Here is a 14944-nt window from a genome sequence, read left to right as displayed (position 1 = left end):
CAACGATCAGATTAAGAAGACTGGATGAAGACCCGCGACCGTATCCTTGAATGCGCCCTGCACCTGTTCAACCAGAAGGGCGAACCGAACGTATCGACCATGGAGGTGGCCAATGAAATGGGGATCAGCCCCGGCAACCTCTACTACCACTTCCATGGCAAGGAACCGCTGGTGCTCGGGCTGTTCGAACGATTCCAGAATGAGCTGGCGCCGTTGCTCGACCCGCCGGCGGACGCGCAGCTGGAGCCCCAGGACTACTGGCTGTTCCTGCACCTGATCGTCGAGCGCATGGCTCATTACCGGTTTCTGTTCCAGGACCTGTCAAACCTGGCCGGGCGCCTGCCAAAGCTGGCCAAGGGCATTCGCAACCTGTTGACGGCGCTCAAGCGCACCCTCGCCTCTTTGCTGGCCCGGTTGAAAGCCGGCGGGCAGTTGGTCAGTGGCACCCAGGCACTGGGCCAACTGGTGGAGCAGATCACCATGACCCTGTTGTTTTCCCTGGATTACCAACGGATTCTCGACCGAGAAGGCGAAGTACAAGTGGTTGTCTACCAGATCATGATGCTGGTCGCACCGCATCTGTTACCACCGGCGCGACAGGCGACCGAAAGATTGGCACTACAGTATGTAGATGCCCCCTAGTTAAATGCCACTAACTACAGATGCTTCTTACAAACCGCTCATTAACTGGGCTCACCAAACTGCCGAGTAAACTTGAAAAGCTCGCTATCGCTTTTGATTCCCAGCTTTCGATAGGCCGACTGTTTCTGCGTACTGATGGTACTTGCACTGCGCGAAAACTTTGCTGCAATTGAATTCACCGACATGCCATCGAGAAAGCAACGCAATACTTCCTGCTCTTTGGGCGTAAGACAAGCGTTCAAGCGAAACGGTGATGACAACTCAAGTTTGGTCTTTATGTTCTCCCCTTCAGAAATGGGTTGCATACCTTGAATGGCCGATAACATACAAGGCTGCAGGTAAATCCGCCCCTGGGCGACGGTGCGGATGGCCGCGATCAATTCAGTCATCTTCTGGGTCTTGCCCAGCACCCCCCAACTTCCAGCTTTCAAGGCCAACGAAACGCTTGCGGGGGTGTAGTGCGACGACACCACAATAGGCTTGCACTGCTTGAAACGCCGGCTTAACGCGCGGATCAGGGTCAGGCCATCAATGTCCGATGGCCCGAGGATAAAGTCCATGATCACTATGTCCGCCGGGCGCCGTGCAAGTGCCTCCAGCAACTCCCGCCCCGTCCCGAAGGAGCCGATCACATCGAAGTCGCCTTCATTGGCCAGCCCTAGTTCGATCCCCTGTCGAACCATCTCATGATCATCAAGCAACATGAGGGTATGCGTATTGGAAGAAGAAGTAGGCATCAAAAAACCCGTTAAGTGAGAACAACCAAAAACTCTCTAGCTTATAGCGAACACGGTATATCCCACCCACACCGGTGGATCAACACGGGAAAATAATAAGGACGGTTCTTTCAGGTGCGCCTTACAGTGGCGTCTTACACCGCAAAGTCAATGCAACAATTTTGATTGAATAGCGCATTTTTCGAATTATCACGAGATAAAACTCGCGACTTCTCTATAGGCAGTTTTCTTTTTCCCGCACACATTATGCCCCGCCCGCCAACTAGCAAAATGACGGGACATACTGAAAACTCATGATCGGGAATACTATGAAATTCAATACTCTGCCTACACTTGCTGCTATTGCCCTGGCCGCGGCCATCTCGCAAACCGCCCATGCCGCCAATGACGGCACCATCAACTTCAGCGGACTGGTCAACGATACAACCTGCACCATCGAAGGTTCGGCACCCGGTACGGGCGCTGTGGTCAAGGACGTCAACCTGGGCGGAGTCTCGGCTGCGCGCCTGGCGAAACCTGGCGACCGTGCCAACCTGACTGGCTTCACCATCCGCATCGGCGCACCGGGTGAAGGCAGCTGCACCAACGGCCGCACCGCAATGGTTGCGTTCGACCCCACCAGTCCGGCCATCGACGTAGCAACCGGCCGACTGAACATCGACGGCTACGACAACCCCGATGACACCGAAAACGCCAAGAACGTACAGGTGGAAGTCACCAACCGCAATGGCTCCCCAATCAACGTCTACACCGAAAAATCCGAAGGTGTGGTGATCGCCGACAACCAGGCTGTCATCCCGCTGGCCGCGCAAATGTACGCCACTGCCCCCGCTACCGAGGGTACGGTCAAGACGCGCGTAGGTTTTATGGTTGTGTACGCCGACTAAGGGGCCAGGGCCTGCGCACAAGCATGCCTTGTCTATAACGGACCTGCCGTAAACGCGCAGGTCCCTCCCCGATCCGAAGAGTTGCGAGACTATGAAAAAAATGGCCTGCCGAGTGCTTGCCACCTGTGCCTTTGGATGGTTAACGCTACAAGCGCTAACCGCCCATGCAGGCGTGATTATTTATGGCACACGTGTGATCTTTCCGGCTGAACAGCAGGAGGTCGTGGTGCGCCTGGAGAACAAGGGCGACCGTCCGGCACTGGTCCAAACCTGGCTGGATACCGGCGATGCGCGCTCGACACCCGCGACGGCGCAGACGCCCTTTACCCTCTCGCCGCCGATCTTTCGTATCGAGCCGAACCAGCAGCAAGCCCTGCGCCTGCGCTATCTGGGTGAAACAGCGCCCAACGATCGCGAAAGCCTGTACTGGCTGAATGTGCTGGAGGTGCCACCCCGCTCGGCCAATTCCGAGCAAAACAACCAGATAGAACTAGCGTTCCGGACCCGTTTGCGTGTGTTCCTGCGCCCGCCGGCACTGCCCTATCCAGTGGCCAGCGCACCATCGAAACTGCAATGGCAGCTGGTGCCTCACGAGCAGGGGTATGCCCTGCAAGCGACCAACCCGACGCCATACCATATTTCCCTGACCTCGGTTGACTTGCTGAGCGAAGGAAGACGCTTCAGCAAAGCACCCAACAAGGAAGCCAACGACAGTCTGCTGATGCCGGCCGGTGACGTGAAACGGTTTGCGCTACCGCTGCTGCGTGATCGCCCCAACGGCACACCGAAAGTGGAGTTCACCACCGTGAGCGACTTCGGCGCTCGGGTGCGCCACTCGGCCAGTCTTACTCCTTCAGTCGCCAGATGATCTCGCCCATGAAATCGATCTTTATCTCGTCTTTGTCATTCCCGTTCATGGCATGGGCATTCGCGTTGTTTGGCGCCACGTCCGTGCATGCGAGCGTGGTAATCAACAGTACACGGATCATCTATCCGCAGAACGACAAGGAAGTCACCGTCAGGCTGGAAAGCAAGAATCAGGCGCCAGTACTGATCCAGGCCTGGCTGGACAGCGGTGACGAACACTCGACTCCGGATCTGGCCGTAATTCCCTTTATCGCCACTCCCCCGATTTTTCGCATGGAGCCAGGCAAGCAACAGGTGGTGCGCCTGGCGTATACGGGCGACAACCTGGCGGCGAAGCAGGAAAGCCTGTTCTGGTTCAACCTGCTGGAGGTACCCGCACAGTCCCAGGACGCCAAGCAAGCCAATCAACTGCAGCTGGCCTTTCGCTCCCGGATCAAGCTGTTCCTGCGCCCGCCAAACCTGCCCTATGGGGTCGACGCCGCGCCGGCAAAACTGCAATGGCGCCATGAATCGACCGAGCGCGGCCAAATCCTGGAGGTCTATAACCCCACGCCTTACCACGTGACCTTCGACCAGATCGACGTGCTGGAGGCAAAGCTGCGCCATACACGCAAGGCCGCACTCTCTGGTGCCGAAAACATGGTGGCGCCTGGCGGCCGCAATCGCTTTGAACTGCCCAGCCTCAAGTCACCGCCGGGGGCTGCGACCACGGTGGAGTTCCAGACGCTTGACGACTTTGGCGTAAGGATCTCCCACAGCGCCAAGGTCTCGAAATGACCGACCTGGCCAGCCCGACACCGTAGTTCTCCAACCCCGGACACACCTGTTGGATGCCCTTTTTCCTGGGCAGGGCCTCCCCTTGCCCGAATTCGGACAGCACTTTTTTGGAAATGGTAAACATGAGCTTGAACACGCCTGCCAGAGCAAGACACTGGTCCCCGACATGTCATCGGCTGAAGCTTACGGCGCAGAGCTTGTTGCTGCTCGGCGGAGCACACTCGATGGCCGCCCACGCGGTGGAGAATGTCGAGTTCAACCCGGCCTTCTTTCCGGATGGCACGGGTGGCCAGCAGCTCGATATTTCAAAATTCAGCCAGGGCAACGTCGTACTGCCCGGCAACTACCGCAGCGACGTCTACCTCAACGGTCAGTGGATTGGCCGCGAAACGTTGTCCTTCGTCGCGGTCGAGGGCCAGGACTCGGCACAGATGTGCCTGGAGCGTGACGCACTGCTCAGGTTCGGCATCGACCTGGACGCACCGCAAAAACAACCCATCGAGGACGGCCAGGCGCCGATTCCCGAGTTTGCCGGTTGCGAGGATATTTCAACCTACCTGCCAGGCAGTACCAGCCATTTCGACTCAGGCGAAAACCGCCTGACACTGCAGGTTCCACAGATCTACATGGCACGTACAGCACGCGGCTATGTCGACCCGAAACACTGGGACAGCGGCATCAATGCGGCCTTCGCACGCTACAACGTCAACACCTTCAATACACGCACGAACGGCCGCTCGATCAACTCCCATTACCTGGGCCTGAACTCCGGGCTCAATCTGGGTGACTGGCATTTGCGTCATAACGGCAGCTTCAGCCAGACCGACGCCGCCTCGGGTTATCAAAGCAGCAGCACCTATGTGCAACGCGAACTGAGCCCGCTGCGCTCACAAATGATGGTGGGCGAGATCTACACCCCGGGCGAGCTGTTCGACAGCGTGCGCCTGCGCGGTGCCAGCCTGTTCAGCGATGACCGGATGCTGCCGGATTCCATGACCGGCTTTGCGCCTGTGGTGCGTGGTGTCGCCGAGACCAATGCCCGCGTGACCGTGCGCCAACGTGGCGTGTTGCTGGATGAAGTCTCCGTGGCCCCCGGCCCGTTTGTGCTCAACGACCTGTTCCCCACGGGCTATGGGGGTGACCTGACTGTCACGGTCACCGAGGCCGATGGCCGCCAGCGCGAATTCATCGTGCCGTTTGCCGCCAACGCCAACCTGCTGCGTGCGGGCTACAGCCGCTATTCACTGAGCGTCGGCCTGCTGGATGAAATCGGCCTGAACCATCCACCCAAACTGATGCAGGCGACCTACCAGCACGGCCTCAACAATCTGCTGACCGGCTACACAGGGGCGGTGGTGGGTGAGGACTATCATTCGCAGTTACTGGGGACGGCCTTCAATACCCCGTTTGGCGCGCTGTCCTTGGACCTGACCAATTCGAACGCAAACCTGCCCGGCCACGGGTCCCGGGACGGGCAAAGCGTGCAGTTGCGCTACAGCAAGAACTTCACCGATTCCGGCACTCACTTTGCCCTCGGTGCCTATCGGTACTCCACGCAAGGCTTCCTGAGCATCGCCGACGCCGCGAGGGTGCGCGACCTGGCCATCGACGGGCGCAGCCTGGACAACCTGTCACGCCTGCGCGACAGAATGGATATCAGCCTCAACCAGAGCCTGGGCAACAGCTCGGTTTACCTCACCGGCTCTTCGCAGAACTACTGGAACCGCGCAAGCGGCAACCTGACCTTCACCGCAGGCTACACCGGTAGCTGGCGGGGCATGCACTACACCCTCAGCGCCCAGCGCACCAAGGACTTGCTGAGCGACAGGATCGACAAGCGAGTGGATCTGACCCTGAGCCTGCCACTGGGCAGGGATGCTCGCTCGCCGACCCTGACCACCACAGCCTTTCGCGGTAATCAAAGCAGCGGCGAACGTGTGAACCTCGGCGGCACCCTGGGTGAGCGCAACGAGTTCAGCTACGGCGTGGGCAGCAGCAGGACCCAGGGCAGTGACAACGCCCTGAGCGCCGACGTGAAATATCAGGCGAGCCATGGCGTGCTGTCCGCAGGGTATGGCCAGAGCAACAGCTACCGCGCAACGTCCCTCGGCATGACCGGCGGCATCGTCGCTCACTCGGGAGGCGTGACGTTCGCCCCGGAGCTCGGCGACACCATCGGCATCGTCCAGGCTCCCAGTGCACAGGGCGCGCGGATCAATGGCAACCACAGCGCCCAGGTCGGCAAGAGCGGTTACGCCGTGGTGCCCCACCTCACGCCTTACCGCCAGAACGTGGTGGAACTGGACCCCAAGGACTTGTCCGTGGATGTGGAGCTCAAGACCGCCGCACAAAACATCGCGCCGCGCGCCGGGTCGGTGGTGAAGTTGCAGTTCGATACGGTCAGCGGCCAGGCGCTCTTGATCACGGCGCAGCGTGAGGATGGCAGCCCGCTGCCGTTCGGTTCGGATGTGTTCGATGAGGATGGCGCCAGCGTGGGCATTGTTGGCCAGGGCGGCAAAGCGTTTGTGCGCGTTGCGAAGGATCAGGGGCTGTTGACCGTCAAGTGGGGTAGCAATGACGACGCCTCTTGCCGCCTGCAATACGGCCTGCAGAAAGACCCGGTGGGAGATGCGACACCGCGTTTACGTCATCTGAATGCTGGCACGTGCTCTGCCAACACACGTGGCTGATCCTGCGGGCGCGCACCTCGCGCCCGCGGTTCCCAATAACCTCTTCTGATTACAGGACATGAAGATGAAGTCCCCCATCCTGCTGGCTTCGACACTACTTGCGCTTGGCATGCCGATCGCCGCCCAAGCGAGGTGCGACAGGTTTCAAAATGACACGTTCACCTTGAACCTGCCCGCGAACATCACGGTCCCGGACAGCCTTCCTGTCGGAAGTGTCATCACTCGCCAAGCCTTCAGCGGTACGGCTCCCGCCTACTTTGCAAATTGCACCGTTGCCACCCCCACCGGAGTGTTTGGAAGATATTCACGCCTGCAAGACCCGGCTACCGGCGCCTACCACACCGAGGTTCCAGGCATCGGCTTGCGCATTACGATGACGTGGGCCGGCGGCGGCCCCGCCGCCTTCGCACTGTACAACCAAGGTTACCAACAGGTTTACGGGAAAATTCCCAGCTTCACCTCAGCGGAGGCCACCTTCTACAAAATCGGCCCTGTGACCAGCGGGACAGTACCGAGCGGCATGTTCTGGGAAAAGACCTGGGTTATCGCTCCAGAGCGTTTCCGTCTACAACTCGGCAGCCCTGTACGCTTTGTCAGGCCCGCAGCCACCTGCGACCTGGCAGCCGGTGACGTCAATCGCACCATCACCCTGCCCCCGATAAAAGTCGGCGACTTGAAAGACGTGGTTTCCGCAGGCGTGCACAACTTCGACCTGACCGCCACCTGCACCAACGCCTCCAATGTCACCTTTCGGTTTACCGGCACGCCCGCCCCAGGCAACAGTTTGCTGTTTGCCAATACCGGCACCGCCGGGGGCGTGGCCCTCTGGCTGTACTCGCGCATCAACGGCGTTCCCCAGACCATCAGTACCAATGGCACTCGCACGCTTGCCGTCTCGGGCAATCGCGCAGTCTTGCCGCTCAGCGCGGCTTATCACAAGAACGGCACGGTCAGCCAAGGCACGCTGGCCAGTACCACCACCGTCAACATCACTTACAACTAAAACCTGGGAGTCCCCATGAACATCCGAACCTTTCCCCTACTGCTGGCAATCACTGCAAGCCTCGCCATTCCTGCTGCCCACGCGGCCACGACAGGCACGTTACGCTTTGCCGGCCAGGTCGACGCCGGCACGTGCAACCTGGCTGCCGGCGATGAAAACCGCACCGTTACATTGCCCACGGTCAAGATTTCGGATTTTGATTCGGCCGTTTTCACGGGAGCAATGAATTTCGAGATTACGGCAGAATGCGAATCCGACATTCGCAACGTGATTTTCCTACTCACCGGTACGCCATCCGTTGACAACGGACTGCTATTCGCCAACGTCGGCACCTCGGGTGGCACGGCACTTTGGCTGAGAAGCGGTGCAAGCGGAGCAACCTTCCCTGCCAATGGCTCCCCTGCCGACCGCAGCCGAACGATTGCGACAAGCGGCAACAAGGCCGTACTGCCGATGTGGGCGGCCTACCACGTAACCGGCAAGGCGATCACCCAAGGCACCCTGGATAGCACGGCAACCGTTTCCATTACTTACAACTGACCACAGCCTGGCTGCCTGGCCACCTTCATCCGGCCGGGAGGGTCGGTTACGCCTTACACCCCCCGTCCATTTCATTAACAGAACAGAAGATGAAGCGTGACCTCACTTCACCTCGGTACGAGCCCGCGACGTGCTCTTCGCCAACACCGGCAGTACGGCTGGGGTAACCCTGTGGTTCGGTTCACGCATCGATGGGGTCCAGCGAACCATCTCGCCTAGTACCGACAACGCGCGCACGGTGACCGTTTCCGGCAATCGCGCGGTCTTGCCACTCAGCGCGGTTTATCACAAGAACGGCACGGTCAGCCAAGACAGGCTGTTCAACGCCGCCACTGTCAACATCACTTACAACTAAAACCTGGGAGTACCCATGAACGTCCGACCCCTTCCCCTACTGCTGGCAATCAGTGCAAGCCTGGCCATTCCTGCTGCCCAGGCGGCCACGACAGGCACGTTACGCTTTGCCGGCCAGATCAATGCTGGAACGTGTAACCTGGCGGCCAAAGACGTGAACCGCACCATCACCCTACCAACGGTCAAAGTGTCGGATTTCGATGACATCAGCGTTATTGGAGCAACGGAATTCGACATCACCGCCGAATGCGAATCGGACATCCGGAATGTAACGTTCCTGTTTACCGGCACTCCCGATACGCTCATACCGGCAATATTTGCCAGCACGGGAACGGCGAAGGGCGTTGCCGTGCGAATAAGGGCGGGGACGCCCACTGAAAAAACGGTGATGTACGCCATGGGCATCCCCATCCAGCGCAGCCGCACAATAGCGACAGCCAGCAAACAGGCAGTCCTGAGCGTTGAGGCCGCGTACCAGAAAAACACGGCCCCCCTTGCTCAGGGAACGGTGGACAGCACTGTCACCATTTCAATCACTTATAACTGACGCACACATGGGCCGAGCGCTTGGCCACAAACAAAAAAATGCCCGGCCTCTGCAGGACGGGCATTTTTGTGTCCGTGTAGAACTCAGGACTGACTGGATGGCGTCGGGGTTGCCGGCGCTGCAGTCGGGGTTGCCGCAGGCGTCGGAGCAGACACCGAGTTGGCGGTCGAAGCGGTAGGCGCCGTGGCAGGCTTGGCCGCGACAGCTGGCTTCGGTGCGACGGGCTTTTTGGCGACCGCTGGCTTCTTGACAGCAGGCTTCGCGGCTGGCTTGGCCACTGCCGGTTTAGCGGCGGGTTTAGCAGCTGCTGGCTTGGCGGCAGGTTTGGCGGCAGCGGTTTTAGCCGCAGGTTTCGCCGCTGGCTTTGCAGCGGATTTGGCGGCGGCTTTAACAGCCACTGGCTTGGCAGCAGGTTTAGCAGCGGCCGTTTTGGCCGCTGGCTTGGCGGCGGCTTTTGGCTTGGCGGCGGCTTTTGCCGGCGCCTTGGCCACAGGCTTGGCAGCCGCTTTCACCAACGGCTTGGCGGCGGTTTTTGCAGCCGGTTTGGCAGCCGCTGTTTTAGCGGCAGGCTTGGCGGCGGCTTTCACTGGAGCCACTTTGGCGCCGGTGAGTTTTTCGATTTGCTTGGTCAGGGTATCGACCTTGCTGTGCAGCGCTTTGACTTCAGCCTTGCTCGGCACGCCCAGACGCGAAATGGCACTGTTGAGGCGCTTGTCCAGAGCCCCTTCCAGTTCGCCCCAAGTACCCAGTACTTGTTTCTTCGCATCACTGATACGCGAACCGGCAGTTGCCTTGGCGGCAGTTACTTTTTTACCAACTGCGCTATTGGCTACTTTCTCGGCCTTCTCGCCGTCTTTAACCAGAGTCTCGAAGAGTTTGCTGCCGTCACTGTCGATCTTCGAGTAAACGCCTAAACCAGCCAGCCAGATTTTGCGGGAATATTCTTCAACTTTCCCGACCCACGAGCTGCCTTCTTTCTGAGGTTTCTTTTGAACAGCCATCCCGATGTCTCCTTAGTGTTTACGCGCGACACGTTCGAGCAATGCCGTCAGCTCTTCGAGCTTAGCAGAGAGTGTCTCCACGTCATGTTTAGACGCAATGCCGATTCGATTCAAGGCACTTGCAACACGAGTATCAAAAGCTTTTTCAACTTTATCCAGCTGAACTTCTACCAGACCTTTGACAGAGGAGACATTACTCTTTACTTGGTCAATCTGACTATTGGCGGCGTCAAGTTGTTCAACTGCAACTTTTTTACCTTTACTTTCAATATGTTGACCCGCCTTGACGAGTTCCTTGAAGTACTCGTTGCCCTCGCTTCCAACCTTGGCATACGCACCAAGGCCCGCCAGCCAGATCTTGCGGGCGTAGGTTTTAACCTCGCTCAGGGCAGTAGTCGGGGCATCGATTTTTTTCTTCAAGATAACTTTGGCCATGGTGCACCTCACGCGAAATAGGGTGGAGGAACGGCCCGCAGGAGTTGAGGGCTTGGGCACAAAGTAGGAGGAAAAATTAGAATCGGCACCCTAGAACACTCGGATCACGCCAATGCCTTATCCAGGGCTTTCTCGATTTCGGACTTGATGGTGCCACTCATGGCCGACATCAACAGGCCCAGTTCCACATCAATACGCAACGAATCATCTGCAACCAATACCGTGCCTTTAACCCCCGAACGCTTGAGGTTCAAGGTATCGCCAGACCACGATGGCTCCAGGCCATATTGCTCCTTGAGTTTATGCGCCAACTTCTCGGCCTTTGCCCGAGCGCCTTCTTTACCCAGGGAATGTGCACGCTCAACGGTAATACGGGCCATTGCAATGACTCCTCTTTATTGCGGTTTGGATACCTTCGATGCGGCAAAAGGTCTCGGTGACCATCCATCTTACCTATACGCAACTCGACAATCTGTAGTGAGCGGGCTTGCCCCGCGCTGGGTGGCGCAGCCGCCCCAAACCCAGGCAACGCGGTCTTTCTGAAACTCCCAGGCGTCCTTGCGGGGGGCGGCTTCGCCACCCAGCGCGGGGCAAGCCCGCTCACTACAGATTGAGCCTTGCCAAGACAAAGCAGGCCTTGGGGATTATCATGTGCCGCATTCTCTTTTGGTGACAGCGATATGACTGATCAGCGCAAAGGCAGCGATGCCGAACCCACCACTCACTTCGGCTTCAAGAACGTCCCGGAAAGCCAAAAGGCGGAAAAAGTCGCTGAGGTGTTCCACTCCGTTGCGGCCAAGTACGACCTGATGAACGACGTGCTCTCCGGCGGCATGCACCGCCTGTGGAAGCGCTTCACCATCGAGCTGTCCGGCGTGCGCGCCGGCAATCGCGTGCTGGACATCGCCGGCGGCACGGGCGACCTGGCAGCCAAGTTCTCCAAGCTCGTCGGCCCCACCGGCCAGGTGGTACTGGCGGACATCAACGGTTCGATGCTCAAGGTCGGTCGCGACCGCCTGCTCGACAAAGGCGTGGCCGGCAATATCGAATTCGTCCAGGCCGACGCTGAAAAGCTGCCGTTCCCCGACAACCATTTCGACTGCGTGACCATCGCCTTCGGCCTGCGCAACGTGACCCATAAAGAAGACGCGATCCGCTCGATGCTGCGCGTACTCAAGCCGGGCGGCCGCCTGTTGGTGCTGGAGTTCTCCAAACCGACCAACGCACTGATGTCCAAGGTCTACGACACCTATTCCTTCGCCTTCATGCCGTTGATGGGCAAGCTGATCACCAATGACGCCGAAAGCTATCGCTACCTGGCCGAATCGATCCGCATGCACCCCGACCAGGAAACCCTGAAGTCGATGATGGTAGAAGCCGGTTTCGACCGCGTGACCTACCACAACATGACGTCCGGCATCGTCGCCCTGCACCGCGGCATCAAGCCCTGATGCTGCTCCAGGGCCTTCTCGCCAGCGTTGAGCACGGCCTCAACCGTGTGCTGCGCCTGGACAGCACCGCCCTGGCGCGGCTCGCGCACTTGACCGGCAAGGTGATTGCCGTCGATTGCCGCAGCCCCGCCGTGCAGCTGTTTATCCTGCCCAGCGATGAAGGCCTGCTGCTCGCCAGCACCTGGGCCTGTGATGCCGACTGCACCCTGCGTGCGCCGGCCTCCAGCCTGTTGCACCTGGCCCTGAGCCGCAACAAGACCGCGATCCTGCACAGCACCGAAGTCGAACTGGAAGGCGACAGTTCGGTGCTGATGGACCTGGCCGCCGTGTTGCAAGACCTGGAGCTGGATTGGGAATACGAGCTGTCACGCTGGATCGGCCCGGTGGCCACCCAGTTGATCAGCGGGCACCTGCGCAGCCGTTCGCGGTGGTATCAGCAAGGGTTCGCCAGCCTCAACCAGAACCTCGCCGAATACCTGAGCGAAGAATCGCGCACCCTGGTCGGACAACGGGAAGCGCAAGCGCGCTTTCGTGAACTCGACAAGGCCAAAATCGACCTGGAACGCCTTGAGGCACGCTTCGAGCGCCTGAGCCGTTCCCTTGATCCAAGCGATAACGCATGAAGCTGCTCGCCGTCCGCCGTTTGTTCCGTATCCAGCGCGTCGTAATCCGCTACCAACTCGATGACCTGCTGTTCGCCCTGCCGCTGCCGTGGTTCCTGCTGGCGGTGCGCTATGTGCTGCCGTGGCGCTGGTTCCCGCGCAAGAAGCTGGAGCTGAGCCGTGGCGCGCGCCTGCGCCTGGCGTTGCAGGACCTGGGGCCGATCTTCATTAAGTTCGGGCAGATCCTCTCGACCCGCCGCGACCTGCTGCCCGAAGACATCGCCGACGAGCTGATGCTGTTGCAAGACCGCGTGCCGCCGTTCGACTCGCAACAGTCGATGAAGCTGATCGAAGAACAGCTGGGCCGGAAGATCAGTGAAGTATTCAGCCGTTTCGACGTCGAACCGCTGGCCTCCGCCTCGGTCGCCCAGGTGCACGCTGCGCAACTGAAGAGCGGCGAAGAAGTGGTGGTGAAAGTGATCCGCCCGGGCCTCAAGCCGATCATCGGCCAGGACCTGGCGTGGCTGTTCATCCTCGCCCGCGCCGCCGAGCGCTTCAGCGCCGATGCGCGCTTGCTGCACCCGGTGGACGTGGTTGCCGACTACGAAAAAACCATCTACGACGAACTCGACCTGCTGCGCGAAGCCGCCAACGCCAGCCAGCTCAAGCGCAACTTCGAAGGCTCGCCGCTGCTGTACGTGCCGCAGGTGTATTGGGACTGGTGCCGCCCCAAAGTGCTGGTGATGGAGCGCATCTACGGCGTGCAAGTCACTGACCTCGCGACCCTGGCCGACCAGCGCACCGACATGAAGATGCTCGCCGAGCGTGGCGTGGAGATCTTCTTCACCCAGGTGTTCCGCGACAGCTTCTTCCACGCCGACATGCACCCCGGCAACATCTTCGTCAGCACCGTCAACCCGTGGAGCCCGCAATACATTGCGATCGACTGCGGCATCGTCGGCAGCCTCACCCCGCAAGACCAGGACTACCTGGCACGCAACCTGTTCGCCTTCTTCAAGCGTGACTATCGCCGCGTGGCGCAGTTGCACATCGATTCGGGCTGGGTGCCGGCGGAAACCAAACTCAACGAATTCGAAGCTGCCATTCGTACGGTGTGCGAACCGATCTTTGAAAAACCGCTGAAGGACATTTCCTTCGGCCAGGTACTGATGCGTCTGTTCCAGACCGCCCGACGTTTCAATATGGAAGTGCAGCCGCAGTTGGTGCTGCTGCAAAAGACCCTGCTGAACATCGAAGGCCTGGGCCGCCAGCTGTATCCGGACCTCGACCTATGGAACACCGCCCAGCCGTTCCTCGAACGCTGGATGCGCGAGCGGGTCAGCCCGAAAACCCTGATCGGCAATCTGCACAGCCAGTTCGAACAACTACCGCACTTGGCCAACATGACCCGCGACCTGCTGGAGCGCATGTCCCAGCCCCACGCCAAGGACCCGGCGCCGCCGTGGCACAAGCGCAAGGACGACTGGTTCCTGCGCCTGCTCGGCGCCGCGCACCTGACCGGCGGCATTGTGCTGGCCCTGGGCGGGCCGTTGAATCAATTGGGCCACTGGCCGGCCGGTATCATGGTCGCCGTGGGCGTTTATCTGATCGTGCGCCGATAGCCGATCCGGTTATACACTGTCGCAAATTGCCGGAGCCGAACATGAAAGACTGGCTGGACGAGATCAAATGGGACAGTGACGGCCTGGTGCCGGCCATTGCCCAGGACTACAAGACCGGGCGCGTATTGATGATGGCCTGGATGAACCGCGAGGCCCTGAGCCTCACCGCCACTGAGCAGCGCGCCATTTACTGGTCACGTTCGCGTGGCAAACTGTGGCGCAAGGGCGAAGAGTCCGGGCACGTGCAGACCCTGCACGAGATGCGCATCGACTGCGACGCCGACGTGGTGATCCTCAAGGTCGAGCAGATCGGCGACATCGCCTGCCACACCGGCCGTCACAGCTGCTTCTACCGCGTGTTCGAGAACGGCGAGTGGAAGGTTGTCGAACCGGTGCTCAAAGACCCGCACGCCATCTACTCCGCAGGACACTAGACATGAGCGATACCCTGAACCGCGTGGCCCAGGTGCTGGAAGACCGCAAAGGCGCGGACGCCGACAGCTCCTACGTCGCCAGCCTTTACCACAAGGGCCTGAACAAGATCCTGGAAAAACTCGGCGAAGAATCCGTCGAGACGATCATCGCTGCCAAGGACGCGCAAATCAGCGGCGACTGCAGCGATGTGATCTACGAAACCGCCGACCTGTGGTTCCACAGCCTGGTCATGCTCGCCCAACTGGGGCAGCATCCGCAGGCCGTGCTGGATGAACTGGACCGTCGTTTCGGCTTGTCCGGGCATGCCGAAAAGGCATCGCGCCCGTCCGCCTGAATAACTTTTACTGAGGATTT

At 59.7% G+C, this 14944-nt stretch carries 18 protein-coding genes; 14 read left to right on the top strand and 4 right to left on the bottom strand.

The features are described from left to right. Positions 1-24: 24 nt before the first annotated feature. A complete protein-coding gene (locus LIY36_RS09625) occupies positions 25-642 on the top strand; it encodes a TetR/AcrR family transcriptional regulator (protein ID WP_192298353.1) in 618 nt (205 codons plus the stop codon). A gap of 41 nt (positions 643-683) precedes the next feature. Here LIY36_RS09625 and LIY36_RS09620 read toward each other — a convergent pair whose 3' ends face one another. Further along, positions 684-1379: a response regulator transcription factor gene (locus tag LIY36_RS09620; protein WP_226455532.1), complete on the bottom strand. Its 696-nt coding sequence runs from the start codon at positions 1377-1379 to the stop codon at positions 684-686. 308 nt (positions 1380-1687) lie between these two features. Between LIY36_RS09620 and LIY36_RS09615 the strand changes: the two genes are divergently transcribed. From LIY36_RS09615 to LIY36_RS09580, 8 genes are all read left to right on the top strand, one after another. Continuing rightward, a complete protein-coding gene (locus tag LIY36_RS09615) occupies positions 1688-2266 on the top strand; it encodes a fimbrial protein (RefSeq protein WP_192298354.1) in 579 nt (192 codons plus the stop codon). Positions 2267-2357: 91 nt separating this feature from the next. Further along, a complete protein-coding gene (locus tag LIY36_RS09610) occupies positions 2358-3134 on the top strand; it encodes a fimbrial biogenesis chaperone (RefSeq protein WP_226455531.1) in 777 nt (258 codons plus the stop codon). Between the two features lie 8 nt (positions 3135-3142). Continuing rightward, positions 3143-3910, top strand: coding sequence for a fimbrial biogenesis chaperone (locus LIY36_RS09605; RefSeq protein WP_370694877.1), 768 nt, complete (start codon positions 3143-3145; stop codon positions 3908-3910). Positions 3911-4032: 122 nt separating this feature from the next. Continuing rightward, entirely contained in the window at positions 4033-6600 is a 2568-nt protein-coding gene (locus tag LIY36_RS09600; RefSeq protein ID WP_226455530.1) for a fimbria/pilus outer membrane usher protein, read from the top strand. Between the two features lie 64 nt (positions 6601-6664). Then, on the top strand, positions 6665-7603 hold the full coding sequence (locus LIY36_RS09595) for a fimbrial protein (protein WP_226455529.1): 939 nt from the start codon (positions 6665-6667) through the stop codon (positions 7601-7603). 15 nt (positions 7604-7618) lie between these two features. Continuing rightward, positions 7619-8143: a fimbrial protein gene (locus tag LIY36_RS09590; RefSeq protein ID WP_226455528.1), complete on the top strand. Its 525-nt coding sequence runs from the start codon at positions 7619-7621 to the stop codon at positions 8141-8143. Positions 8144-8273: 130 nt separating this feature from the next. Beyond that, positions 8274-8498: a hypothetical protein gene (locus tag LIY36_RS09585; protein WP_329959605.1), complete on the top strand. Its 225-nt coding sequence runs from the start codon at positions 8274-8276 to the stop codon at positions 8496-8498. A gap of 15 nt (positions 8499-8513) precedes the next feature. Next, positions 8514-9044, top strand: a complete 531-nt coding sequence (locus LIY36_RS09580) for a fimbrial protein (protein WP_226455527.1) — start codon at positions 8514-8516, stop codon at positions 9042-9044. 83 nt (positions 9045-9127) lie between these two features. On the opposite strand, the gene LIY36_RS09575 is transcribed toward LIY36_RS09580, so the two are convergent. The 3 genes from LIY36_RS09575 to LIY36_RS09565 all read right to left on the bottom strand — a co-directional run bounded on the left by LIY36_RS09575 (position 9128) and on the right by LIY36_RS09565 (position 10860). After that, entirely contained in the window at positions 9128-10045 is a 918-nt protein-coding gene (locus tag LIY36_RS09575; RefSeq protein WP_226455526.1) for a phasin family protein, read from the bottom strand. A 12-nt stretch (positions 10046-10057) separates the two neighbouring features. Continuing rightward, on the bottom strand, positions 10058-10480 hold the full coding sequence (locus LIY36_RS09570; protein ID WP_226455525.1) for a phasin family protein: 423 nt from the start codon (positions 10478-10480) through the stop codon (positions 10058-10060). A 104-nt stretch (positions 10481-10584) separates the two neighbouring features. After that, the gene (locus tag LIY36_RS09565; protein ID WP_053140503.1) at positions 10585-10860 is read right to left on the bottom strand and encodes a polyhydroxyalkanoic acid system family protein; all 276 of its coding nucleotides are present in this window, start codon (positions 10858-10860) and stop codon (positions 10585-10587) included. Between the two features lie 300 nt (positions 10861-11160). On the opposite strand from LIY36_RS09565, the gene ubiE reads away from it, so the two are divergent. From ubiE to LIY36_RS09540, 5 genes are read left to right on the top strand one after another with little or no spacing between them, the layout of a single operon-like run. Further along, the gene (gene ubiE, locus LIY36_RS09560; RefSeq protein WP_060754560.1) at positions 11161-11931 is read left to right on the top strand and encodes a bifunctional demethylmenaquinone methyltransferase/2-methoxy-6-polyprenyl-1,4-benzoquinol methylase UbiE; all 771 of its coding nucleotides are present in this window, start codon (positions 11161-11163) and stop codon (positions 11929-11931) included. Continuing rightward, the gene (locus LIY36_RS09555) at positions 11931-12554 is read left to right on the top strand and encodes a ubiquinone biosynthesis accessory factor UbiJ (protein WP_192298363.1); all 624 of its coding nucleotides are present in this window, start codon (positions 11931-11933) and stop codon (positions 12552-12554) included. The genes ubiE and LIY36_RS09555 overlap by 1 nt, the downstream gene beginning before the upstream one ends. Next, positions 12551-14155, top strand: a complete 1605-nt coding sequence (gene ubiB, locus LIY36_RS09550) for a ubiquinone biosynthesis regulatory protein kinase UbiB (protein WP_192298364.1) — start codon at positions 12551-12553, stop codon at positions 14153-14155. Before LIY36_RS09555 ends, ubiB begins: the two co-directional genes overlap by 4 nt. A 41-nt stretch (positions 14156-14196) precedes the next feature. Continuing rightward, entirely contained in the window at positions 14197-14589 is a 393-nt protein-coding gene (gene hisI, locus LIY36_RS09545; RefSeq protein WP_012721796.1) for a phosphoribosyl-AMP cyclohydrolase, read from the top strand. Positions 14590-14591: 2 nt separating this feature from the next. Beyond that, positions 14592-14924, top strand: coding sequence for a phosphoribosyl-ATP diphosphatase (locus LIY36_RS09540; protein WP_003209299.1), 333 nt, complete (start codon positions 14592-14594; stop codon positions 14922-14924). The last annotated feature ends 20 nt before the right edge of the window (positions 14925-14944 follow it).

This window comes from Pseudomonas sp. AF03-9, from assembly GCF_020515815.1.
GTDB lineage: Bacteria > Pseudomonadota > Gammaproteobacteria > Pseudomonadales > Pseudomonadaceae > Aquipseudomonas.
The sequence above is the reverse complement of the archived record's forward strand: the minus strand, read 5'-3'. Positions and strand labels throughout refer to the sequence as shown.

What these genes read in the sequence shown, in the direction of transcription:
- LIY36_RS09580 (WP_226455527.1), top strand. Translation starts at nt 8,514, where the DNA reads ATGAACGTCCGACCCCTTCCCCTACTGCTGGCAATCAGTGCAAGCCTG.
- ubiB (WP_192298364.1), top strand. Translation starts at nt 12,551, where the DNA reads ATGAAGCTGCTCGCCGTCCGCCGTTTGTTCCGTATCCAGCGCGTCGTA.
- LIY36_RS09570 (WP_226455525.1), bottom strand. Translation starts at nt 10,480, where the DNA reads ATGGCCAAAGTTATCTTGAAGAAAAAAATCGATGCCCCGACTACTGCC.
- LIY36_RS09625 (WP_192298353.1), top strand. Translation starts at nt 25, where the DNA reads ATGAAGACCCGCGACCGTATCCTTGAATGCGCCCTGCACCTGTTCAAC.
- LIY36_RS09555 (WP_192298363.1), top strand. Translation starts at nt 11,931, where the DNA reads ATGCTGCTCCAGGGCCTTCTCGCCAGCGTTGAGCACGGCCTCAACCGT.
- hisI (WP_012721796.1), top strand. Translation starts at nt 14,197, where the DNA reads ATGAAAGACTGGCTGGACGAGATCAAATGGGACAGTGACGGCCTGGTG.
- LIY36_RS09590 (WP_226455528.1), top strand. Translation starts at nt 7,619, where the DNA reads ATGAACATCCGAACCTTTCCCCTACTGCTGGCAATCACTGCAAGCCTC.
- LIY36_RS09575 (WP_226455526.1), bottom strand. Translation starts at nt 10,045, where the DNA reads ATGGCTGTTCAAAAGAAACCTCAGAAAGAAGGCAGCTCGTGGGTCGGG.
- LIY36_RS09540 (WP_003209299.1), top strand. Translation starts at nt 14,592, where the DNA reads ATGAGCGATACCCTGAACCGCGTGGCCCAGGTGCTGGAAGACCGCAAA.
- LIY36_RS09565 (WP_053140503.1), bottom strand. Translation starts at nt 10,860, where the DNA reads ATGGCCCGTATTACCGTTGAGCGTGCACATTCCCTGGGTAAAGAAGGC.
- LIY36_RS09620 (WP_226455532.1), bottom strand. Translation starts at nt 1,379, where the DNA reads ATGCCTACTTCTTCTTCCAATACGCATACCCTCATGTTGCTTGATGAT.
- LIY36_RS09595 (WP_226455529.1), top strand. Translation starts at nt 6,665, where the DNA reads ATGAAGTCCCCCATCCTGCTGGCTTCGACACTACTTGCGCTTGGCATG.
- LIY36_RS09600 (WP_226455530.1), top strand. Translation starts at nt 4,033, where the DNA reads ATGAGCTTGAACACGCCTGCCAGAGCAAGACACTGGTCCCCGACATGT.
- LIY36_RS09615 (WP_192298354.1), top strand. Translation starts at nt 1,688, where the DNA reads ATGAAATTCAATACTCTGCCTACACTTGCTGCTATTGCCCTGGCCGCG.
- LIY36_RS09605 (WP_370694877.1), top strand. Translation starts at nt 3,143, where the DNA reads ATGAAATCGATCTTTATCTCGTCTTTGTCATTCCCGTTCATGGCATGG.
- LIY36_RS09610 (WP_226455531.1), top strand. Translation starts at nt 2,358, where the DNA reads ATGAAAAAAATGGCCTGCCGAGTGCTTGCCACCTGTGCCTTTGGATGG.
- ubiE (WP_060754560.1), top strand. Translation starts at nt 11,161, where the DNA reads ATGACTGATCAGCGCAAAGGCAGCGATGCCGAACCCACCACTCACTTC.